This window comes from Candidatus Aegiribacteria sp. (genome assembly GCA_021108435.1).
Taxonomy (GTDB): Bacteria; Fermentibacterota; Fermentibacteria; order Fermentibacterales; family JCC-6; genus Aegiribacteria.
This window is the reverse complement of record JAIOQY010000032.1, coordinates 21,232-44,822: the sequence shown is the minus strand read 5'-3', so window position 1 is coordinate 44,822 and position 23,591 is coordinate 21,232. Positions and strand designations below refer to the sequence as shown.

Annotated in this window: 16 protein-coding genes; 6 read left to right on the top strand and 10 right to left on the bottom strand. The window is 46.2% G+C overall.

Annotation, left to right across the window (positions count from 1 at the left end):
• Window positions 1-29: 29 nt before the first annotated feature.
• Complete coding sequence (locus K8R76_02060; GenBank protein ID MCD4846958.1) at window positions 30-1,421, bottom strand: ATP-binding protein; 1,392 nt, start codon at window positions 1,419-1,421, stop codon at window positions 30-32.
• A gap of 281 nt (window positions 1,422-1,702) precedes the next feature.
• On the opposite strand from K8R76_02060, the gene K8R76_02055 reads away from it, so the two are divergent.
• Window positions 1,703-2,773 (top strand): choloylglycine hydrolase family protein, encoded by a 1,071-nt coding sequence (locus K8R76_02055; protein MCD4846957.1) that lies wholly within the window; start codon window positions 1,703-1,705, stop codon window positions 2,771-2,773.
• Window positions 2,774-2,800: 27 nt separating this feature from the next.
• On the opposite strand, the gene K8R76_02050 is transcribed toward K8R76_02055, so the two are convergent.
• Window positions 2,801-4,453: a glycosyltransferase family 39 protein gene (locus K8R76_02050; protein ID MCD4846956.1), complete on the bottom strand. Its 1,653-nt coding sequence runs from the start codon at window positions 4,451-4,453 to the stop codon at window positions 2,801-2,803.
• Between the two features lie 150 nt (window positions 4,454-4,603).
• Between K8R76_02050 and K8R76_02045 the strand changes: the two genes are divergently transcribed.
• Both K8R76_02045 and glnA read left to right on the top strand, forming a co-directional pair.
• Window positions 4,604-5,707 (top strand): NAD-binding protein, encoded by a 1,104-nt coding sequence (locus K8R76_02045; protein ID MCD4846955.1) that lies wholly within the window; start codon window positions 4,604-4,606, stop codon window positions 5,705-5,707.
• A gap of 153 nt (window positions 5,708-5,860) precedes the next feature.
• Window positions 5,861-7,192 (top strand): type I glutamate--ammonia ligase, encoded by a 1,332-nt coding sequence (gene glnA, locus K8R76_02040; GenBank protein MCD4846954.1) that lies wholly within the window; start codon window positions 5,861-5,863, stop codon window positions 7,190-7,192.
• On the opposite strand, the gene K8R76_02035 is transcribed toward glnA, so the two are convergent.
• The 4 genes from K8R76_02035 to K8R76_02020 all read right to left on the bottom strand — a co-directional run bounded on the left by K8R76_02035 (window position 7,189) and on the right by K8R76_02020 (window position 11,838).
• Window positions 7,189-7,599 (bottom strand): hypothetical protein, encoded by a 411-nt coding sequence (locus K8R76_02035; GenBank protein ID MCD4846953.1) that lies wholly within the window; start codon window positions 7,597-7,599, stop codon window positions 7,189-7,191. The two genes, glnA and K8R76_02035, sit on opposite strands and share 4 nt — an antisense overlap.
• A 99-nt stretch (window positions 7,600-7,698) precedes the next feature.
• Window positions 7,699-8,466 (bottom strand): hypothetical protein, encoded by a 768-nt coding sequence (locus K8R76_02030; protein ID MCD4846952.1) that lies wholly within the window; start codon window positions 8,464-8,466, stop codon window positions 7,699-7,701.
• Window positions 8,467-8,488: 22 nt separating this feature from the next.
• Window positions 8,489-9,853 carry a sigma-54 dependent transcriptional regulator gene (locus tag K8R76_02025; protein ID MCD4846951.1) on the bottom strand — a complete coding sequence of 455 codons (1,365 nt, stop codon included), beginning with the start codon at window positions 9,851-9,853 and terminating at the stop codon, window positions 8,489-8,491.
• Window positions 9,850-11,838 (bottom strand): GHKL domain-containing protein, encoded by a 1,989-nt coding sequence (locus K8R76_02020; GenBank protein ID MCD4846950.1) that lies wholly within the window; start codon window positions 11,836-11,838, stop codon window positions 9,850-9,852. The genes K8R76_02025 and K8R76_02020 overlap by 4 nt, the downstream gene beginning before the upstream one ends.
• Window positions 11,839-12,174: 336 nt before the next feature.
• Between K8R76_02020 and K8R76_02015 the strand changes: the two genes are divergently transcribed.
• The 3 genes from K8R76_02015 to K8R76_02005 are packed head-to-tail and all read left to right on the top strand — an operon-like array spanning window position 12,175 to window position 13,770.
• Window positions 12,175-12,531 (top strand): Hpt domain-containing protein, encoded by a 357-nt coding sequence (locus tag K8R76_02015; protein ID MCD4846949.1) that lies wholly within the window; start codon window positions 12,175-12,177, stop codon window positions 12,529-12,531.
• Complete coding sequence (locus K8R76_02010; GenBank protein MCD4846948.1) at window positions 12,528-13,166, top strand: response regulator transcription factor; 639 nt, start codon at window positions 12,528-12,530, stop codon at window positions 13,164-13,166. The genes K8R76_02015 and K8R76_02010 overlap by 4 nt, the downstream gene beginning before the upstream one ends.
• 19 nt (window positions 13,167-13,185) lie before the next feature.
• Window positions 13,186-13,770 (top strand): methylated-DNA--[protein]-cysteine S-methyltransferase, encoded by a 585-nt coding sequence (locus tag K8R76_02005; GenBank protein ID MCD4846947.1) that lies wholly within the window; start codon window positions 13,186-13,188, stop codon window positions 13,768-13,770.
• A 17-nt stretch (window positions 13,771-13,787) separates the two neighbouring features.
• On the opposite strand, the gene K8R76_02000 is transcribed toward K8R76_02005, so the two are convergent.
• From K8R76_02000 to K8R76_01985, 4 genes are all read right to left on the bottom strand, one after another.
• Window positions 13,788-18,011 carry a PAS domain S-box protein gene (locus K8R76_02000; GenBank protein ID MCD4846946.1) on the bottom strand — a complete coding sequence of 1,408 codons (4,224 nt, stop codon included), beginning with the start codon at window positions 18,009-18,011 and terminating at the stop codon, window positions 13,788-13,790.
• A gap of 144 nt (window positions 18,012-18,155) precedes the next feature.
• Window positions 18,156-19,853, bottom strand: coding sequence for a molybdopterin-dependent oxidoreductase (locus K8R76_01995; protein ID MCD4846945.1), 1,698 nt, complete (start codon window positions 19,851-19,853; stop codon window positions 18,156-18,158).
• Window positions 19,834-21,795: an FAD-dependent oxidoreductase gene (locus tag K8R76_01990; protein ID MCD4846944.1), complete on the bottom strand. Its 1,962-nt coding sequence runs from the start codon at window positions 21,793-21,795 to the stop codon at window positions 19,834-19,836. Before K8R76_01990 ends, K8R76_01995 begins: the two co-directional genes overlap by 20 nt.
• Before the next feature lie 9 nt (window positions 21,796-21,804).
• Window positions 21,805-23,586 (bottom strand): NADH-quinone oxidoreductase subunit NuoF, encoded by a 1,782-nt coding sequence (locus K8R76_01985; protein ID MCD4846943.1) that lies wholly within the window; start codon window positions 23,584-23,586, stop codon window positions 21,805-21,807.
• Between the last annotated feature and the right edge of the window lie 5 nt (window positions 23,587-23,591).

Below are 23,591 nucleotides of genomic sequence, written 5' to 3'. Positions count from 1 at the left end.
GAAGGAATACTTGATAGATCAATTCGCCATCAGTTATCTGAGCCCGCACATGCTGTTATAATTTGTTCTCCTGAAATGACTTCAGGGTGGCTGATATCATTATCAAGTACAAACAACCGGTATCTTATGGTTTCCGCACCTGAAGCAAAGGGCGTGTGGTTCACTTTATTTCGAAGGTTTCCGAGCAGGGGTTCAATATCTTTCCCGGATACCCGGAGTTTCACTTCGCCAATCAGAAGCTCCCTTTCATTCTCAGGATTTGCTGATACTACATCCAGTTCTATTCCACGCTCTCTCCTTCCGGACCACCAGCCTGAAGCGGGTCCCCATCGCCGATTATCGATTATTATCCGCGGCAGACTGATTCGTGCCAGATCCTCCCACACATACCCGAGGAACTGATCCCAGGAGATTCTTATAGACTTCATCACAAGATCTTTACCGCCAGATTCGAGCAGGGACATTTCCGGTTCGACGAATCGGAACCAGAAACGGAGAAAGGAATCCTTAAGGTTGTAATAGCTCAGCTTCGATTTAAGAGGTGACTGCCCGAAGGGTATGCGACGTTCAACATAATTCAGTTCCTGAAGCCTTGAAATTGGTCTTGAAATTGATGTGGCCTGCTTGCCAAGTCTCCCTGCTATTTCTGATATTCTGTGTGAACCTCTTCCAATCAGGGACAATATGGATAACGGTTGCACTATATCTCTCATATCATCTAAAAGAAGCCTCTCAGGTTCTCTGTGAAATACTCCAAGTGGATCGAGAACTGTTTCTGATACTGCTTCCCATAGATCATCGAAGTCTGACGCTATCTCCCAGTATCTTGGTATTCCCCCCCAGACTGCCCAGTTTTCGAGGGATTGGCGTGGAGTAGATGTGTTCAGTGCATCAACAAGATATTCTATTCCCATCGGAGCGAGTCTGATAAGCTCAGTAGCTCTACCGTAAAGTGGTGCGGATGCATCAAGCAACAGACCCATCATCATTCTCTGAGATGAGCCGCATATGGCAAAATGCCTTGTACTATCATAATCACGATCAATGTGCTCCTGAAGTATTCCGGGCAATTCTGGTGCCTGTTCGACAATCCATGGAAACTCATCAAGCACAAGAACCGCACCCGGAGGAGAATCTTTGAACCATCGCTGGAGCAGTTCGTCCCATCCCGGATATTCCACTCTGTCGAATCCTGGTAGAAGCCTTGAGATTTCCCTTGCCAGTAAGGAGAGCTGCATACTTCGCTCACGCTTTGCACCGGAATAGTAGACATGCGTGATTACTTTAAGAGATTCCCTCAACAGACGTGTTTTACCACATCTTCTCCTGCCGTAAAGACAGACAAAAGAAGACTTCTTTCCGCTGAAAGCTTTTTCAAGTCTTTTCAATTCACTATGTCTATTCAGAAAATCCAACCTCATGACATGACCTTTCTACTATTATGTAGTAGTTACATAATGCACCAGCTACATAATAGCAAGAGATTATACAGAAATCCACTCCAAAGCTACATATTATCCGCATACTCCGGAAAGGAATACTGATTTCACTGCCTATAAATATTTCGATTGACAACACATTACATGAGGAATTAGTCTTAAGGAGTAGAAGGCGAGATGTCCAGACGGTTCATAATTTGTGCAGCCAAGCGTATCACAACAATTAACAATAGATGGAGAAATAAGTGAAACAGAATAATAGTATGGCAGGCGCCAATGTGGATTCTTTCCAGGCCTGCACTGGAATCAGATTGATAGCAGCTGACAAAGGAGTTGTTTACGGACGTACAAATGAATGGGGAGCATTCGATATGCATTCCCGCGTTGCTGTTATTCCTCGCGGATATTCTTTCGCGGGTTTAACCCCGGATGGGTTGAACGGCAGAAAATGGAAAGCAAAATATGGTGTTGTCGGGATCGATGCTGATGGAAAAGATTATCTCAGTGACGGTATGAACGAGAAGGGTCTGGCGATTGGTTTATTCTATCTCCCTGGATTTACCTGTTACCCCGGCTACGAAACGAACGAAGCAGATAATTCCATTACAGCAATCGATGTTACAGCGTTTATCCTTGCCCAGTTTGCTTCTATAGATGAGGTCCGCCAGGGTATGAGCAAAGTCAGGGTTGTTCCTGTAGTGGAAGAAGAAATAGGGATTCCTGTTGCTGCTCACTGGATGGTGACAGGTCCGGATGGAGAATCAATTGTCATTGAATTCATCGATGGTGAGATGAAAATTTTCGATAATCCTCTAGGGGTTGTTACAAATGCGCCAAATTTCGACTGGCATATGACTAATTTGCGGAATTATCTGAGTCTTTCACCTGTTGCTCTGCCTGACAGAATGATTGATGACCTTGATTTCGCACCACTGGGTGCCGGAAGCGGTATGATTGGATTACCTGGTGACTTCACGCCACCTTCACGCTTCGTACGTGCTGCAGCATGGACTCAGACCGCACGCCTTACAGAAACATCTGCTGAAACTGTTTATGAAGTATTCAGAATTCTGGATAACTTCAATGTACCTCTTGGCGCAGCTGAAGGCTCTGATGGTCACTGCATTACAGAAGGCATGCGCAGTTCTACTCAATGGACTACTGCATGGGATCTTTCCGGGCGGGTGCTTCATTATCACACTCAGCATAATCGGCGTGTTCGAGCTCTGTATTTGAAAGACCTGGATTTTTCAATGCTCGGTAAGGATATTCTTCATCTGCCTCTCGACAGGACTAAACAACAAGATATCGAAGATATAACACCGAAACTGTAGGAATGCGCTGGAAAGAATCTACTTGAATCAGTTCGCTCCACCAGGCGCTAATGCGCGCAAATTGTCGCGAGGGAGGTTATCCACATACATGAATCCATCAGGAACCTCACCGATCATCTCGTAGACGATGGTAAAGCCAGAGCGTGTTCTGTACACCTCTTCAAGAAAATCAGGGGGATCTACTATTTCCCATTCACTGCCATCAGGACTTCTTCTCCATCTTGTTGACAGCCTGGGTCTTAAATAGCTGATATCTCTGTCTATAACAACATATCGCACGTCATGCTCTTCGAGACAGGGCCATAGAAGCATCTCATAATCGTTTGGCATCGACAGTGTAGGACGTCTGTATTTCCATATGAACAGTTCCACATTGGGAAATGTAACCACCCAGTCATCGGAAGAACTGTTTTCAATAATCCAATCAGCAACTTCTTCAGCTTCGGCTGCTTTCTCTGATGAATCCGCAATCACTAGAGAACCAAGTGGTAAGGCAAATGGAACAATAAGAAGAATACCTGCAACAGCCGCAGTTCGTTTACCTGCTATCTGAAGCAGTCTGACCAGCCCCGCACATCCCAGAGCAATGACAATTACATTCAAAAAGGAAAGATACCTTCCGCTATGCTCATGCAATACAAGAACAGCCATGACCGGAAGAGCTGCTATCAAAGGGAGCAGCATCTTTTTTCGAAGCTTCCGATTCTTCAAAGCAAGCAATGCGAGTATCGCGAAGCCGATGAGAGGCGGCTGCGCGTAGATTTCACCCCTGTGTAATGTGCCGGTCGTAATGGGTTCAAATATTCTCAGAAATCCTTTTGCTGTATATATCATTACGGCAGCAGGTCCCTGAAATCTGATCATATCCATGGGTCCCGGCGCGCTTTCCCGGACTTCCCATGCAGCCCAGTGATTCTCGTTGAGAAGAAACAGCCCATTCTGTGAGTAAGTCATCGAGCCGAACTTCTCCGAGTTCCTTATAAACCAGGGCATGCATGCAAGCAGGAATACAAGCAGGAACATCAGAACTTTCAGGAACTTCCGGCTGCCGCCCCTGATTAGAATCCAGATACACATTGAAAAGGCAAGGAGCATACCCTGAGTCCGCACAAGATACGCCAGGGCGGATAGAGCACCCAGAAGAACTACCTGTCTGAAGGTGATTTTCTCCCTGTCCGCAGCCAGCAGGATTGTAAAGAACAATGCAGTGAATAAAAGAAGGCTGTCAGGCTGTGTTGAATAGTAGACAAATAACGGATGGATGGCCAGAACAAGCGTTGACATCAGTGCTGGAATTACACCGAAAATCTTTCTTGTCCAGAACCAGCACATCGCAAGACATACAAGTCCGATTAACAGTGACAGCATCTGTGCGGGGAGAAATCCGGGTCCGGTAGTCGTGAAAAGTAATAAAATGAGCAGGGACATGATTGGCTGTCTGTTGGATTCAGGCCTGATCGGATCGATTGACTGATCGAACAGCGTCCATTTTCTCATGGTTGAGAAACCGTAACCATATCTGAGATTTTCAGCGATCTCAAGATTGGATGCTATACCATCCCCTGCCGGGATCGGATTATGAAGGATAACTATGAGTCGCAGAACCAGAGCCAGTATGAACAGCACAAGTAAAATTCTGGATTCGTTTTTCCTGGTTCTTTCAGCGGATATTCTAAACATCTGGTTAAGATACCAGAGGAAACAGGTGCTGTCACGGATTCTCTTTCATGCGGTCTTGCCTGATGCGCCAGTTAAAGTTTAGGATTAGTATGCAGGTTCGGATCCGCCAGGTTTCATGTTTACCCCGAATTGAAGTCAGGATAGCATAAATTGAAACGAAAGAAAGCAGACAGCCTCTTCAAGAAGATGTTCATATTCTTCGAGAAGCATGAGTTCATCAGAATACTCGCGGCTGTATTTGTAATCTGGCTTTTCGGAGCTTCCATTCTGCTTTTCACCGAGGGCAGATCAAACCCGGAGTTTGATACTCTTTACAAGTCGTTCTGGAATATTGCCGTCTATCTTTTCAGCGGACTGGACAGTGGAGTCCCGGTTACGATTGCAGGCCGGATAATCACAACTGTCATCCTGGTATTGAGCGCGGGTGTTGTAGCTGTCTTCACGGCGGCCATAGCATCCTTCCTGATTGAAAAACGATTGAGAGGGAAAATGAAGATACCATCGTACGAACTCAGAGATCATATCATCATATGTAACTGGAATGAAATGGGAATACCACTCATTGAGCAGCTTCATGCTGACATCGTTCACAACAAGCGCCCTGTCGTTATCATCAGCGAAAACCACGAAGCAGCTGATTTCCCTGACGAGGATGATAATGCGGTTTTCGAGAATGTCTATCTAATTAAAGGAGAACCAACTCTGGAAGCGGTTCTTAAGAGAGCAAATATTCAGAATGTGTTTTCGGTTATCATACTTGCTGACCGTGATCAGAAAGAGCTTGCTGACGCCAAATCCATCCTGATATGTCTGAACATCAGAAGAACCTGCGAAAAGCTGGACTCGGAACGAGATATTCATATATGTGCTCAGGGAGTGGATCTTACAAACGTGGATCATCTCGAACAAGCCGGTGCGGAAGAAATCGTCTGTTCGGAAGATTTCGGAATGAGACTCCTCGCTCAATCCGCCCTCTCTCATAACCTCAGCAATGTATACCGGAGATTGTTGACAATATCGGGAGATTCCAACGAAATATATCAGATTCCCATCCCTGATGAGTTCATCGGAAAGAGCTTCTCTGATCTTGGTCAGCATATATACAGAACCAGGTCGGCAGATAATCCTCTTCTTCTCCTGGGAATAAACTCATCAGGCGATATCCGTATCAATCCCAGACGCGATAGCGGAAGCATCCTTAAAGAAAACGACCTGGCAATCGTGGTTGCCTGGGAGGAACCCGAACTCAAGTAATCAGTACTTGCCAGCATACTGTTCATCCGTATTCAGCCCTGATTGCGAATAATGCAGAATTGGATATATTTCGGAGTCGAAATGCAAACTTATAGATAATTTGCTTAAGTTCTAGCCTCGAAATATTCATAATGATGCGAAAGAAGGCTGCAAATGACAGTTTCAGTGGAATCACTACTATCCGAATGCGAGAAACATAACGTACACTTTCTGCGGCTTCAATTCACAGATATCGACGGTATCATCAAGAATGTTGAAGTACCTGAAAGTCAGTTTGTCAAAGCTCTTAATGGACAGGTAATGTTCGACGGCTCCTCAATCGAGGGATTTACGCGAATTGAAGAGTCGGACATGGTCCTCATACCCGATCTTGAGACATTCGGAGTATTTCCCTGGAGAACTGAGCATGGAAAGGTCGGCCGCCTTATATGTGATGTAGCAGACCCCGATGGCAATCCGTTTCCGGGATGCCCCCGGACACTGCTGAAAAATCAGGTTCAACGGGCAAGGAAAATGGGATACAGGGTAATGGCCGGTCCTGAAGCAGAATTTTTCCTCTTTCAGATGGACGCTTCCGGTAATCCCGTTACCAAAACGCACGACAGAGGAAGCTATTTTGACCTTTCACCCGTGGACAAAGGAGAGGAAGCCAGGCGGGATATAGCACTGGTTCTTGAGTCAATGGGGTACGAAGTGGAGGCCGCTCATCACGAAGTTGCCCCCGGACAGCATGAAATCGATTTCAGGTATACCGATGCTGTGAAGACAGCCGACAATATTGTTACATTCAGATTCGTAGTTAAAAAAGTAGCCCTTTCACACGGGCTTCACGCAACATTCATGCCTAAACCGCTTTCCGATGTTAACGGATCTGGGATGCATATGAACATGTCCCTGTTCACGCTTTCAGGGGATAATGCATTTGATGACCCTGATGGTGATGACGGTCTGTCGCCTTCAGCGAGAGGTTTCATTGCCGGTCTTCTTCAACATGCAAGAGCATTTGTGGCTGTAACCAATCCGCTTGTTAATTCGTACAAAAGACTTGTCCCCGGTCACGAAGCTCCGATAAATGTTGCCTGGTCGGAAAAGAACCGTTCTCCGCTCATTCGCGTCCCTGCAAGAAAGGGAAACGATACCAGGTGTGAGGTTAGGGTACCGGATCCCTCATGCAATCCCTACCTGGCGCTTACGGTGCTTCTCGCTGCGGGTCTGGACGGAATAGAAAAGGGAATGGACTGCGGCAGGCCGGTTAACAGGAACATCTTCAAAATGAGCAAGCGGGAGAAAGCAAGGCTGAAGATACATCATCTGCCATCCAGCCTTTTTGAAGCTCTCAACTATCTGGAGAAGGATAATGTGATAATTGAGGCACTGGGAGAGCACATATACGAACATTTCATGTACAACAAGAGAAGGGAATGGGAAGAGTACATCAGGGTGATTCATCACTGGGAAATCGAAAGGTATCTGGACAGGTATTAGAAATCGGGGAACGGTTTCCTGAACCAGGTTCTGCATACTGATTTATATTCGTCAAGAAGATTCGGACTTTCAACTTTCAGAGATCTTGCCTTCTTTTCAAATCCCTTTCCCCACTTGCCGGCAAAGATATTTATCACGTTGAGCGTCAGGAACAGCAACGTTCCGCTGAAATTCAATTTTCCAACAAGCATACCGACTATCCCTATCACTGTCATAGTTCCCAGAATGACCAGCTGAAGAAGAGCCTGATACATCTGTTTCCGCACCATACTTTTAAAATTCTCAAGATTCTGGTACGTTCTGATAGATGAATCCTGAGAAAGAAAACTTCTTATCCCTTTAACTCCTGCGATCAGGTTGATTATCCCCAGAACAAAGAGTAACAGTATCCAGCCTATATAACCCATGAAACCCTCCGGGTATGAGAATTATGTCTGCTCTGGAAATCAAAGTTTCCATAAAAAACAAAGTCCGTTGTCGTATCAATGCAATCAGTCATGATTCTATTATTCTCCGCACATCATAACGTGAAACAGCTTTTCAATCTCCACCAGCAATCGCGGCTCACGCAAACCAAGGAATCCGATGTATCCGGCTCCGCCTTCATAGAAAAGGACACGATCATACGGCTTCCTGTAACCCCCATGGTTCTCAGCAAGATCCAGCCTGTTTCTGATCAAGTTCTCGATAAATCGCGCAAAGCCCTCTTTCCATTCCTGCCAGACCATATACTCGTAATCGTTTTTTTTCAGTATCTGTTTCAACCGCAATCGAGTTTCCGAGACATTGCCTTTCCTGCCATTATCCAGTTCGTCAAGGAACAATGCATAAAGATCTCTGAAATCTGGAGAATCGTATGGAAACGGATAATTGATCTCCCACATGTGATCGTTCTCAACCTGAGCCCTGCGGGCAATTCCCAGTGTCTGTTTGAGTTCATTTTCGCAGGTTTCAGACTGCTGACAGTGAACAAACTCGTGGAAGATGGTCACATACCCTTCAAGAGAATCGAATACATCGCCTGTAACAATGCAAGCTGTTTTTCCTCCGTAACACTCAAGAGAAAATGCAGCTCGCACTTTCAGTGGAACCGGCATCGGAGTCGGAGCATCCATGACAAAGACATATCGCTGACCGGATTCGTCAATATCATAAATAAGGAACTTATCACCTTCGACAAGAGCAACAGGAAATACACGCTCCAGAATGGGGTGAATATCTATGATTCTACTCTGAATATTGAATATTTCCTGCAGCTGATTAATAACCCGCATACTTTATTTTTCTGTCCTGAAATTATTCAGGAGAGCTATCCTGGTTGATATACTGATCCAGTTCGTCCTTTGAAATACCAAGAAGTCTGGCAGCATCCTTCATATCACCACCGCAGTACTCCATTGTTTTTGTTACAAAATCAATTATTGCTTCCTGGAGCTTCATCGGAGCAAATCCACCGGTCACTTCTCCCGGTGTTATCCGTTCGCGGATATAAGGAGAGAGGGAATCAGGAGTAATTGTATCTCCCTCAGCACTCACTATCGCCCCTGCAATGATATTTCTCAGCTCCTGCATATTATCGGGAAAACTATACTGCTGCAGCAGATCCATGAGTTCGTCGGAAATACCGGTAATATTTATTCCTGTTCGCTCGTTCTCCATCTTCAGGAAATATTTCGTCAGCAGCGGGATATCGTCAGACCTGTCTCTCAGAGGCGGAATCCGGATAGAATTCACCATAAGATGGTACAGCAGATCCCGCGAGAAGGAATCGCGATATTTTGAACTGGTAAGATCATGAGTGGAAGCCACTATGAAACGAACATCACAACCTAATATCTCTGTCGAGTTATTCCTGTAATACTCGTTTGTCTGGATTACTCTCTTGAGTCTTACCTGAACCGGCAGACTCATATGCTCGATATTATCAATGAACAGTGTTCCACCTGACGCCGTTTCAAGAAAACCGGGCATCTCCTCGCTTCTTCCGCTCCAGTCCCTGGCTCTGCCGAAAAGCTCCTCGGAGAATTCTTCCTGAGAATGAGAAGCGCTGTCAAGAGCAATGAAGGGCCTGTCGACCCTTGGAGAAGCATTGTGAATAGCTCGTGCAAGTGATTCCTTCCCTGTACCCCTTTCCCCCCAGATGAATACACTGAGATCTCCTTTAGCCATTTTCTCGGCCTGATGAAAAAGCCGTATCACGCCAGGATCCTGTGTAGGGAGTCTTTCGAAGGCTGCCTTGTTATCCAGATCCTCTCTGGAAAGCATCTCGGGCAATTTATCAATGGTTTCATGCATTGCGCCATATTCTATGGCTCTATTCAGAACTTCAAGAAGGTATTCATCGTCAACAGGTTTTGTCAGGTAATCAAATGCTCCCAGTTTCATCGATTTAACTGCAAGTTCAATATCGTTGACACCTGTAAGAATTACCACGGGGATATTTATACTTTTTTCCTGCATCATTCTTAGAATATCCATGCCGCTTACGTTCGGCATATCAAGATCGAGCATGATTATATCAAACAACTCAGTGTCAAGAATGGTCTCAACTTCTCTTGAATCGTTGACAACTGTGGGTTCAAACACTTCGGTCTGCATCAGAAAAACCATGAAGTAGTTGGTTACAGCAACATCGTCATCAACTATCAGGATCTTATTCATTTCTTCGCCTTCCTGTCTCCTTCATGATCCGGCAATGGAATTTTGATAGTGAACAGTGTTCCTGAGCCAGGTTTGCTACTTACCGAAATGCTTCCGCCATGCTCCTCGATGATTCTGAAGGCAATCGCGAGACCCAGCCCTGTTCCGCCCTTTGTGCGTTTTGTCGTGAAGAAAGGATCGAAGATCAGCTTAAGGGTTTTCTCATCCATTCCTTTGCCGTTGTCCTCAATCTCTATGACAACGGTATCTTTATCCATCCTGGTTCTGACGGTAATCAAACCCTTTATATCATCCGGGATAGCCTGAGAAGCATTCACTATGAGGTTTACAAGAACCTGCTCGATCTTCTGGGAATTGCCCGTGAACGTTTTTACACCTTTGCTCAGCCCCAGTTCGATCTCAGCATGCTTGTGTACTTCGTTCTGAACCAGCCTGGTCGTAGCTTCTATTAACGTGTTGACATCCACAGTATCCAGAAGAAGCCCCTCATCCTTTCTGGCAAAACCCCGAAGACCCTCCACAATACCCTTTATCCGTTCCGAACCGTGAGACATGTCATCTACCAGGGTCATGATATGCTCTCTGAAGAAATCGTATTTAAGCCTGGCAATTTTGAGATCCGGATGTTCTTTGTAGTAATCATCCACAATCGGCAGCATGTCCGTTATCGCCTGATTGATGATCTTGATGTTTCCCCTTATGAACTGGTTTGGATTGTTGATCTCATGGCCGATACCGCTTACAAGCTGACCCAGGGAAGCCAGTTTGTCGGCCTGCTGCAGCTGCTGTTCGTAGGTCTTCTCAAGCGTGATATCCCTGTAGAATTCAAGGATTCCATCGACTTCCTCTTCCTGGTTGTATATAGGAAGAGCGTGAACCTGAAGATATCTTTCATCATCTCTTATTGTAATGGTAATCGGTGTCTTGTCCCGTTTTATCTTTGCCAATCGACAATCCTCACAGGGAGTTTCTCTCTTAAAATAGGTTCTATAGCATTTGTCACCGGGAGCGATATTCTCCTGATTGCTCATAACCACGTTTCTGTTAAGATCAATGAGCATTACTTCATCAGGGATAGCCTGGAACATGGTTTCAAGCCTGCGGCTGGCTTCATCCCAGCTTTTGTTGACGCGGTTCAGATAGGAATCAGCCGTACTCAATTTCTGCTTCTGGGCTTTAAGCTCCTTTTCCCGTTTGCCGATCTCTTTTTCAAGCTCTTTCAGATGTTTGTTGAACTCCTCTTCCTCTTCCTGTTTGAGAACAATTTTTTCGGAGAGTTCTTTCCTTTCGAGCGCCAGACTGAGCATTCTTCCTATTTCGAACAGCATTTTCTGCTCTTCAGGCAACATGTTACGTGTTTCGCTCAGGTATCCAACTCTTATTTCGCCTTTCTGCTCACCGTTAACAATCAGGTTGACTGTTATGAATTCCTTTCCCGCCAGTTCCTGACCGTACTCCAAACCCTGATATGTGGAACAGACAACCGCTTCTTCCGGAAAACGCATACCTCGAGAGAGATATTCCGGAAGTCTTGTGAAAAAATCACTGATGGACTCGGAAACCTCTATCCATTCCGAAACCGAGTAAAGACAGGACAGCTCCTTCACCCTTTCTTCCTTTTCCCAGTCACTTATTCTGCGAAGCGAGTCAGCCTGCGCGCCGAAGAAAAGGTAAATACCACCCTGAACACTCTCTATGTAACCGACGTTCATTGGAATCGGTGTTGATCTCTCAGATCTGGTGGACAGCAGAGCATGTACTCCCCTGGTACCCTTTTTAACCTCGACTATTGCTTTACGCAAAGATGAGAGAGATTCAGTTTCAAGAATATCTATCAGGTGGGCTCCTGAAACGTCAGAAACATCTTGTGAGCATGTATGCTTCAGAAGGGGAGTGACATGGATAATCTTCTCATTGCCATCTACTGCAAGGAGAAAATCAAAGTTTCCTTCGATCAGTGAGTAGAGGTTCTCAAGACGAATCATGAACGCTACCTCTTATTTCTTCTCTTTCCTGTGATAAGTCAGTCAAGCCGTTTCTTTTTCGGCGGTGGTTCTCAGCATATCTTAATGAATAATTAGTTTATTAGATGCAGGATTTTGCATGACCCGTCAAGCACAGGTTCTATTATGCACATCCTTATGCTGCCGATCCTCCAGGAGAAGCAGCTCCAGAGTAACCCCATATTGACGAAGGTTCGTTGGCTTTGTTAGCTTTAAAGTGTGAACTACAGTTCATTTTCCGGAATTATTAACTACTCACTATGATTATTTTGTTGAATCCGTTAGAATTCAAGCACAACTAGAATCGGGAGTGAATCAGTGTCCTTACCAGTGTCTGATAGATCCATCTTCGATCCTGATGACCTCATGGAACGCATGATGGGAGACATAGTGCTCGCAAAATCGATTGCGGAAATTTTTCTGACAGATATCCGCAGCCGAATAGACTTGCTGAAGGACAGACTCAATGAAAATGATATCCGTGGAGCTGAGCTTCTGGCTCACAGTATAAATGGCTCAGCCGCCAACATGGCTGCTATGAAGCTCCAGAAGGTCGCATCCAGGATTGAGAAAGCCAGCAGAACAAACGATCTTAGTACTGCGCTTTCTTTGTTAGCCGAACTGGATAATCGGTTCACGGAAGTTGAAAAGGAAATCAGGGAGATAATACTATGAAAATCCTGATCGTGGAGGATGATCTCTCCACCCGTAATACCCTGTCGAGCTTACTCCAGAAGTGTGGTCATGATGTGATTGCTGTATCAGGTGGTGAAGAGGCATGGACAGTTACCAGACAGCCGGATACACCAAGGCTCATATTGCTTGACTGGCTGATGCCCGGACTGAGCGGCCTTGATCTGTGCAGGAGAATCCGTTCAATGGATGGTGACAATCCGTTTTACATCATCATGCTCACCGTGAAGGACAACAAGCAGGACATCGTTGAAGGTCTTGATACCGGAACAGACGACTATATAACGAAGCCCTTCTATCCTGAAGAACTCCGTGCCCGTATCAGCGCGGGCCGCCGGATCATTGAAATGCAGGACAGATTGCTGAGTCATGCGAAAGACCTCCAGAACTCGCTCGATCATATAAAAACCCTGCAGGGAATCCTTCCAATCTGTTCATTCTGCAAGAAAGTACGTGATGACAAGAACTACTGGCAACAGGTAGACGATTATATTGCCACCCATACGAATGCTCAGGTCACTCATTCGATATGTCCTGAATGTATGGAGATACACTATCCGGATATTCACCGAAGAATAAACAGGAAGAGCACGGAAAAGAAATCGGGTTCAGATTAACCAATCGAATCATTTGATAATGAAAATTGATGATCCCGGAAGATTCTTTCTGTATATTCATTCACCAATCTTCGGGTCAACTGCCGTGCTGTGGTCAATGTTCCGTGGTGAGCCTGCTATCTTCAGAGTACTTCTCTCAGGGCAGGGTATTACTGCTGAAGCGTACATATCAGAGTACTTTCATGATTGCAGTCCAGGTACATGCCGCGTGATTGATTCAATTGCGGGAGATATCGAAGCATTCCTGAATGGAGCTGATATCAGCTTTTCACTTTCATCTGTCCGAATGGATCTCTGTTCAGAATTCCAGCAGAAAGTGCTTGTTACAGAACACTCAGTTCTCCGCGGACATGTCACTACATATCAGCGCATTGCGGAGCGACTTGGCAGTCCGGGCAACAGCCGCGCGGTTGGAAATGCTCTTGCCAGAAACCCCTTCCCGATAATCATTCCCTGTCACAGGACTATTCGATCTGACGGAACTCCCGGCGGTTATCAGGGCGGTACCAATATGAAAAGAAGGCTGCTTTCGATGGAAGGGATCCATTTCGATAGAAAGAACTGCCTGGTAAATAGAATATATGAACCGGGAGAATTACTATGAAGAGCTTGAGGAAATGATTATTTCTCAAGTATTGTTCGTAATTCGCAGACAAGATCTGCAAACCTGTACGGCTTCTGTATGAAGCCATCAATATCCATGCCGGAGAATCGTTGAATAACATCCTGCTCGTTGTAACCACTGGAAAGAAGAATTTTAATATCATTCCTTATACGCCTGAGTTCAATGAAGGCTTCCTCACCACTCATATGCGGCATTGTCAGGTCGAGTATAACGCACCTGATTTCATCAGAATTCTTGCGATAAATATCAATTGCATCTCGACCATCCGTTGCAGTTAGCACGGTAAAACCAAGCCTTTGAAGCATCGTTTCGCCTACAGTCCGTACTGTTTCTTCATCATCGACCAGAAGGATAGTCCCGCTGCTTTTCCAGCTCATATCTACTGGAGTTTCTTTTTCAAGGGATATCCTGCGCCTTTCAACTGCCGGAAGCAGAATTTTGAAGGTAGAACCATGCCCCTCTTCACTGTATAGTTTGAGCGAACCACCGTGACCGCGAACTATACCGAGAACAGAAGCGAGTCCAAGACCACGACCGGTAAATTTAGTGGTGAAGAAGGGATCAAAAATCTTTGATTGTGTTTCGATATTCAAACCGCAACCGGTATCAGCGATCTCAAGATAAACGTATATCCCCTCCTTCATATCCTCCTTAAGATAGGTTCCGTCAAAGTAATTGCTGTCGCATTCCAGTATTCCGGTTGTGATAGAAATGACTCCGCTTTTTTCACCAATCGCTTCAGAGGCGTTTGTAATCAGGTTCATTATAACCTGTCGAATCTGTGTTACATCAACTTCAACAGCTGGTAGATCATCACTCAGATTAAATTTAAGGACAACATTTTTTAAAATTGAAACTTCAAGCAGGTGCGCCATTTCCTTAACAACATCATTGAGACTGATGACATCGACGATAAGCTGACCCTTGCCGGAGTATGCCAGCATCTGGCGGGAAAGCTCAGCTGCCCGTTTAGCTGCGGTTTCGATCTCGTGTATGTTGGGACAGGCGGGTGAAACAGGGGAGAGTGAGTCCAGTGCCAGGTCAGCGTTGCCAAGAATACCTACAAGCAGATTGTTGAAATCATGTGCTATTCCCCCTGCCAGCACACCAAGGCTTTCCAGTTTCTGCGTCTGCAGTATCTGTTTTTCCAGTTTCTGTTTTTCTGCCTCGGCTTCCTTACGGTTGGTGATATCCCGGTCCAGGCCACGGTAACCGATAAGACAGCCGGTTTCATCAAACATGGGTACACCATTTGTAAGAAGACAGATCTTTCGACCATCCTTCCTGATGTTCCAGTTTTCCAGCTCAACGATAGGCGCAAGGTTTTCGACGATATTATTGAAAATACCGCGTATTCGAGCGCCTTCCTCGGGTGGCATCAGATCAAAAGGTGTTTTCCCAATAATTTCTTCAGCGGTGTAGTCAAGTACATTTGCAACCTGTTCAGAACAGTAGGTATAACGTCCCTGAGTATCGACTTCCCAGACCCAGTCTGATGTACTGAGAACAAGATCGCGAAAGCGCTCTTCTGATTTTTGCAGTTCCTCTTCTGCCAGTTTTCGTTCAGTGATGTCTTCCAGAATACCGTCAATGCAGTTAATCTGTCCATCAGAATCCCTTACTGCTCGTGCTGTCATGGAACCCCAGAACTTCCCCCCGTTAATACGCTTCAGCTGGACTTCAAAGTTAGCAACCGAGTCATTTGAACAGACTGCTTCCACAAACCTCTTCCTGTCATCCGGGTTTACATACATGTCTGTCAAACTGACTTTTTCCATCTCTTCAGGATTGTCGAATCCATGCATTCTTGCCAGTGAGATATTACACGAAATCGCATGTCCTTCAGAGTCAATTGTGGATTGGAATACACCTACAGGAAGATTAACGAGAAGCGTTCGATAACGTTTTTCCGATTCAGCAAGGGCCTGTTCGACTTTTCTTCGTTCAGTGATGTCGCGAATGGATTCGATAGCTCCGGCAAGCTTGCCCTGAGAATCATAAAGAGCCCTGGCTGTAGCGTAGAGATATCTACCTTGACCGCCAAGGGCGGGGGTAAAAGCTTCACCGACAAGAGTGTTAAGCTCCTGCCTGATAGTAGTGTAAAGATTGTCCGTTTCCGAGTGAGAGTCAAAGATTCTATCGATAAGGATTGGCCTTCTCCTGCCGTAGAAAGGAATTGCATATTCATAATCACCTTTACGCAGCATTTCATCGGCTGGAACTTCTGTCATCTCTTCCATTGCCTTGTTCCATGCGATAACCTGTGAATCCCTGTTCACAACAAGCGTGGCATCGGGAAGGAAGTCTATGATTTCAGACATCCTTCGCTCTGAATCCCTCAGTGCTTCTTCAGTCTGCCTATGTTCGCTTATTTTCATTTCAAGTTTACGATTGGTTTCAGTCAGCTCCTCAGTTCGTTTCCTGACCAGTTCCTCGAGATGACTGTGATATCTGACAAGTTTTTCCTCAACTTTTTTATGTTCAATTGCAAGGGATATGTTTTCAGCAACAAACGACATCATTTCCAGATCCTGCATCGAATAGAGCGAACTCTGGGAATAGCTCTGAACAGCAACAACACCAATGACTCCATGCGAAGTTCTGAGGGGAACACCCAGCCAGATCGGTGATTGCTTACCAACCATTTCGACCTCACCCTTTCGGATGAGTTCCTGATGAATTCTATCATCAGCAAGAAGGGATTTGCCGGTTCTGCGAACATAATCCGTCAGGCTTTTCTTCATCTGCTGTTTGCTGAAATCAGGATTCTTATCGTATTCATCAAAAATACAGGGAAATGAGTACAAATCATTTTCTTCGTCGTACAGAGCAACATAGAAGTTGCTTGTATCTACAAGTCTCCCGAATTGTTGATGTACAATCTCAAGGAACTCCTGCAGATTATCCGAGGCACTTACTGCCTGTGAGATCTGAAATAGTACCTCCTGTATTTCCTCCGCCTGCTTCCGTCTGGTTATATCCCGTGCTGCTGCGAAGGCACCGATGACTTTACCTGAATTATCTCTGAAGACCGAAGCATTATAGGCGACTTCTGTTTCCGAACCATCAACAGCTTTCAAAACCAGTTCGTAATCACGTATCTCTTCAAACTTGAAAACCGATTTCACGCCCTCAAGAGCTTTTTCCGGGTTCGTGAAATAGCCTGTAATATCAGAACCTATCAGTTCCTCCCTGGATTTTCCTGTAGCCTGTATGGTTGCCTGATTTACATCAAGAATGATTCCATCCGGATCAAAGGTAACCAGGGGGTCGAGGTTGACCTCGATCAATCCCCGATTGTAATCCTGAAGATTCTGAATTTCCTTTTCTGTGCGGTTGCATTCTAATGCATTTGCGAAAATTTCACCGATCATTTTCAGTAATCTGATGTCGTTTTCTTTCCAGGTTTTTTCTGTCTTCACCGAATCAAACCCTAGAAATCCGATGAGTACCTTTGCATAAACAATGGGAACAAGGATAAGTGATTTTATTCCCAAATTCTGAAAATTTACTTTTTCGATACTGGCTTCAGGAGGAAGGTCATCGACAACTGGAACATGAATTATATCAAATGCCCTGATCCTTTTAGTGAAATCAGGATATTCTTCCTCGACTGAGATATTCTGGAGAATATTAATTTGTGGTTCTATATCTTTTTTGCACCATTCGTGTGTGTTGTTCATCGTCTTTCCATCATCATAAAATTGAAAGACATAACAGCGGTCAATACCTGAAAATTCCCCAATATCCTTCAAAGCGTTGTTAATTTTACTGTCGATCTCGCCCGGTGAAACGATAAAACCTGTTGAAATTGCAGCAATGAGCTTCTCTAACTCAATCTGAGAATGAAGGTTCTGTTCCATATGTTTACGATCTGTAATATCATGAGCTAAGATGAGATAATAACCGGGTGATCTTTTTCCACATAGAAAACATTTCACCGAAATATTTGTAAAAACGATTTTTCCTGTTTTATTTAGAAACCGTTTATCTATGGAAAACTCGTTTATCTTGCTTTTCTGTAGAGATCTGAAATAAGTAGACTCTTTTTTAATATCAGCAGGAAATGAGATTTCTTTCCACGAGATTTCAAGAAGTTCATCACGGTTGTAACCGAGAATTTCACAGAAACGGTCGTCTGCGTCCAGAATTTTCTTTTCGAGGGATATTATCGCTGTACCGATAGAGACAAATTCAAAGTCTTTCAGATTCCTGTCCAAAGCAACACTCCCGCAAAACATGTAAGAATAGCCTTAACATTACATTATACAATACACATGTATTTTACACTAACAGAATAAAGAAGTTTCCGCCAGATGTGATTTAGCCCGGACAGTTCTACAGAAAATTTGCGGGCTTGCGGGTCATAGAACTCGGAAACGTTCCGTTCCCACTTCCCTGATCTCTTTCCTGTATTCCTGACTGTGAGTCATCGGGGGCAGGATAGACGTAGCTTTTACATCTGCTTCAATCGCTACCAGTTCTCCTTTACCATCCCAGTTCCTCTTCTCGCCGGTATTCCAGTAGAAGCGGGTAAGATCGCCAAGGTTCTTCCTCACTATCCTGTCGATCTCATCGAACAGACCATCCGCGATAGTAAGCCCGAATGCCTTTGCCAGGCAGGTAAGCGCTTCCGTAGATGTTATACCGGAAGGCGGAGATACAGCTCCCGTGAAGGATGTAAGCTCACCCTCGAAATTACACCTCGTTCCTGGTGTTTCAAGGAAAGTACTTCCCGGAAGCGTGACATCTGCAAACCTTGTTGTCTCAGTATCGGCCCAGTCAACTGCCGCAAGAAATTCCACATTCTGGAACCAGGAACCGGTTCTGTTGTACTCAAGCGGGTTTTCTCCGATAATGAGCGCGGCCCTGATGTCACCGCTCTCAAGGATCTTTCTCAGATCCTGAATCGTAGAGGCGCCCGGCAGTTCTCCCCCTGTGGAAATTCTTCCCGGCAGAAAAGCAGGATCAGCTCCCATTACTTCAAGACCGGCGCTGTTCGCGATCAGTCTCGGGAGAAGTATGTCCGTCTTCTTTCCCGCGGCTGTGAGCATGATTGCAAGATCAGCGAATATCTCTGTATCATCAGGAGAAGCATCCTGAGGGCGGTCAGGACTATGGATAAAGACAACTTTTCCGGAGTTTCTAAGCAGCTCTGCGGCTTCGAGAATGCTATCTTCCTCAACACCTGATCTGGCAGCAGCCACTTCTATGGACACATCTCTGTTCAAAAGGAAGGAGGATGTGCCCTTAATATCTCCACTATCGAGAAGAACCTGCATTACCGCATTCCAGAAAATGGAGGCTCTACCTCTCATGGGATCCACCGCAAGACTGGAAAGATGCTGATCGGTCGAATCAAGCATTGAGTTTGATACGATGAGTTTGGCTCCACTTTTGACTGACTGTATCACTTCGACGGCAAGAACCAGGTGATCTGCCTCCATGGATGTATTGTTACAGATAATCAGATCGGCTTCCCCGAGGCATTTTCTGTCAGCAGTAGATGCTGTGAAGCCCAGAGCTTTATCGAGAACACCTGAACGCCCACCGCCCGAAATATTGGCAAGAGAGCCGATGTTATTTGTGCCAATCCCGGATCTGGCAATCCTGCCGGCAATGTACAATTCCTCGTTTGTCAGTTCCGGTGATACAAATACGGCAACACTCGCAGGTCCGTATTTTTCAGCTGCAGCCTTCAGGGATTCTACTATTCTGCCATAGGCAGCATCATAGCCAACAGTACTATAGGAGTTGCCGCTTCTCACGACCGGCTGCACCAGTCTGTCCTGCTTAATGAAAAGCTCATGGCCGAACCTTCCATACCTGCAGAGATAATCTCCGGGGACTCCGTTGGAAGCCACAAAATACCTTCCATCTCCGAACTTCCTTACAGAAATCTCGCACCCTATAGAACAGAAACCACAATGTGTGGGTATATCCGTAGTCTCAAGACATGCTCTTCCCGGAAATGGATATTTCACCGTAAGCGCTCCGGTCGGACAGGCATCAACGCAGTTTCCGCAGCTCACGCAGCTTGTTTCAACAAGAGGATTGTTCATAGCGGGGCGCATTTCGGTTTTGAATCCTCTTCCCACAAGTCCGATGGCGGCAGGTTCGGATACATCTCGCGCAGAGTACACATTTGTTGGGATCGTAGGATATGTAAGGGTGCCTGTCATCAACCTTGTGTTTTCTTACATGGCCTTTGAAGTACTCCATATCAACGCCATATTCCTCAGCATAGAGCCGGAGATCGCAATCATCGAATCTTACGCAGCCACAGGAAAGGCACCTATCGCATTCATGTTCGTTATCCTCAGGCTCAAAACCATTCGATACCTCTGTAAAATTGTTTCTGCGGTCTTCAACATCTATCTGGTGGACTTCATGTCTGGGTGATTCCTTTACATCGCCGAGTTCAGCTTTCCCCGGCTTTGACCAGAATTCCTTTGCAACCACGAACGGGTAAGGTTTCGGCTGAACGCCGTCAAGCCAGGCTGTTATTGCCCTGGCGGCTCTCTGACCGTCTCTGATAGCATCGATAACAACGGTAGGACCATCATCCGCAGCATCACCACCTGCAAATACTCCTTCAATGTTCGTAGCCATTGTACTGAGATCCGCAATGTATGTATTCCATCTTGTCAGGTCCACATCGCCATCTCTGGTTTCTACAAGTCCATCAAGAACTGTATTCTGCCCGATGGCTGAAATAGCCAGGTCACAGGGAAGGTCAAATTCCGAACCTTCCAGTGGAACAGGTCTTCGTCTTCCGGAATCATCCGGCTCACCAAGCTTCATGCGCTGGCAGCGCAGAGCGCTGAGTCTGTCATCCTTCCTCACGATACCGATTGGTGCGGCCAGCTCCATGATCTCAATGCCCTCTTCAAGACAATCTTCAATTTCCATGGCGTCAGCCGGCATCTCCGCTTTGGTTCTTCTGTAAAGAACGATGACCTTGTCCGCATTCAGTCTCCAGGCAGTTCTTGCCGCGTCCATGGCGGTATTTCCACCACCGACCACAACCACAGTACCCTTCAGCGGCTGAGGATCATCTGCCTTTTCAACCAGGAAGTCAGCGCCGGTTACGACGCCTTCGGTATCAAACTCACCCTCAACCCGCATTGCCTTGCCTGTCCATGCGCCTGCTCCGATGAAAACAGCGTTATGCTTTTCCCTGATCTCATCCAGCGTGATGTCCTTCCCCACCCGAACCCCGCAGTGAATCGTGGTACCTGTTCTGCAGATGTACTCCACTTCTCTGTCGAGAACATCATCCGGAAGTCTGTACTCGGGAATACCGTATCGCAGCATTCCTCCAGTACGATCCATGGCTTCGTAAACTTCACATTTGATCCCGTTTTTTCCAAGGAACCAGGCGGCGGTAAGACCCGCCGGTCCAGCGCCGATGATCCCTGCTGTTTTACCTGTAGAGGGGGCGCATACCGGTTTCGTGGCGTAAGCCTCGGGGGAATCAGTGACAAATCTCTTGATGTTGTTTATCGCAACGGACGCATCCACATCCATTCTTCTGCAGACGTCCTCGCACTTGCGGACGCATACTCTTCCGCAGGCAGCTGGAAAGGGATTCTTTTCGCGAATGAGGTCGACAGCTTTCCTGTACTGTCCCATCGCCGAAAGGGCAATATATCCCTGGGCGTCAACTCCGGCGGGGCATCCCTCCATACAGGGGGAGACGCAATCAGCATAATGGTTGGACAGCAGCAATTCGAGCGCCGTTTTTCTGGATGCCAGAACTCTATCGCTTCGAGTAAGTATTTCCATGTCCGGAGCTATTCGAGTCGCGCATGAAGGAACAAGATTCGCCCTTCCCTTTACCTCGACCACGCATACAAAACAGGAACCGTAAGGTTCGAGTTCAGGTGAGTGACAGAGAGTGGGTATGTCATCGAGTTCCTGCTCCTGAACCACTTCGAGAATTGTTTTCCCTGGAGTGGCCTCTATTTCCTGACCGTTGATCTTCAGTCTGATTTTTTCCATTGGCCGCTCCTACCTTGTAATTACTGCGTTGAAATTGCAGCTTGTAATGCACTTGCCGCATTTCACGCAGATTTCCTGATCAATAACGTGTAGTTCTTTGACTTTTCCGGAGATTGCGTCAACCGGACAATTCTTCGCGCAGATCGTACATCCGACACACTTATCAGCATCGATACTGAATTCGACCAGAGCTAGGCAGCTTCCTGCCGGACACCGTTTATCGTTGATATGTGCCAGATATTCATCCAGGTAATATCGTATCGTTGTCTGTACAGGATTGGGAGCTGTCTGCCCGAGCCCGCAGAGACTTGCTTCCTTTATCTGAATTGAAAGCTGCTCAAGTTTTTCTATGTCTTCAGGAAGTCCCTCACCACGGGTCAGTCTCTCAAGAATTTCAAGCATCCTGAGCGTGCCGATCCTGCAGAAAGTACATTTACCGCAGGATTCGTTCTGTGTGAAATCCAGAAAGAACCTTGCAATCTCGACCATGCAGGTCGTATCGTCCATTACAACCATTCCGCCTGAGCCCATGATGGCTCCGGTGGCAGGTATTGATTCGAAATCCACGGGAGTATTCTTCAGACTGGCTGGAATACAGCCGCCGGATGGACCGCCCATCTGTACTGCCTTGAACTCCCTGCCTTCCTTGATGCCTCCGCCGATCCTGAAGACGAGGTCATCTATTGTGGTTCCCATTGAAACCTCGGCAAGACCTCCGTGAACGACTTTCCCCGCAAGGGCAAAAACCTTGGTGCCGGGACTTTTCTCTGTTCCGAAAGCAGCGTATGCGTCAGCGCCGTTCGCTATTATCCATGGAATATTGGCGTAGGTTTCCACATTATTGTTATTGGTGGGCTTCTGCCAGAGACCTTTTTCCGCTGGGAAAGGGGGGCGAATACGGGGCATTCCGCGTTCGCCTTCGATCGAGGCAAAAAGCGCTGTCTCTTCTCCGCAGACGAACGCTCCCGCGCCCTGCTTGATTTTAATGTCAAAATTGAAGCCGGAACCCAGTATATCTTTGCCGAGATAGCCCTTCTCTCTGGCTTCTGACAGTGCTATTTCAAGCCGGTGAATAGCCAGGGGATATTCCGCTCTGCAGTAGATATAACCGAAGTCCGCACCGATCGCTCTGGCACAGATGATCATGCCTTCCAGAACGGAGTGAGGATCTCCCTCCAGAACAGAACGATCCATAAACGCGCCGGGGTCACCCTCATCGGCATTGCATACAACATATTTTCTGTCAGCTTCGTTTGAGGCGGCAAAGGACCATTTCAGACCTGTAGGAAATCCGGCTCCTCCTCTTCCACGAAGTCCAGAATTCTTCACTTCCTGAATTATCTGCTCAGGAGACCACTTGAAAAGAATCTCTTTCAGGCTTTCGTAGCCGCCTGATTCCATGTAATCTGAAATGGACTCAGGATTGATCGTACCGCAATTGCGGAGGACTATTCTCTCCTGAAGGTCAAGAAAACCGGCTTCGGAACCGGAAGTCGATCCGTCCCGTTCGATAACGTAGACCAGGTTGTTGTCTTCAATTCTATTATCATTCAGCACATTGCTCTCAAAGATCTTTTCAGCGGATTCTGTGGTGACTCCTCCGTAGAAGACTCTGCGGACGCCATCCCTGATTTCCACCAGAGGCTCCCGATAGCACATGCCGATGCATCCGGATATTGTCAGCCGGCAGATATCTGCATTCGCGCTTGCAAGCTCCTCCAGCTTTTCGAACACAACCCTGGCCCCGGCGGAAAGACCGCATGTTCCCATACCTACTACAATTGTCTTCATTTCAG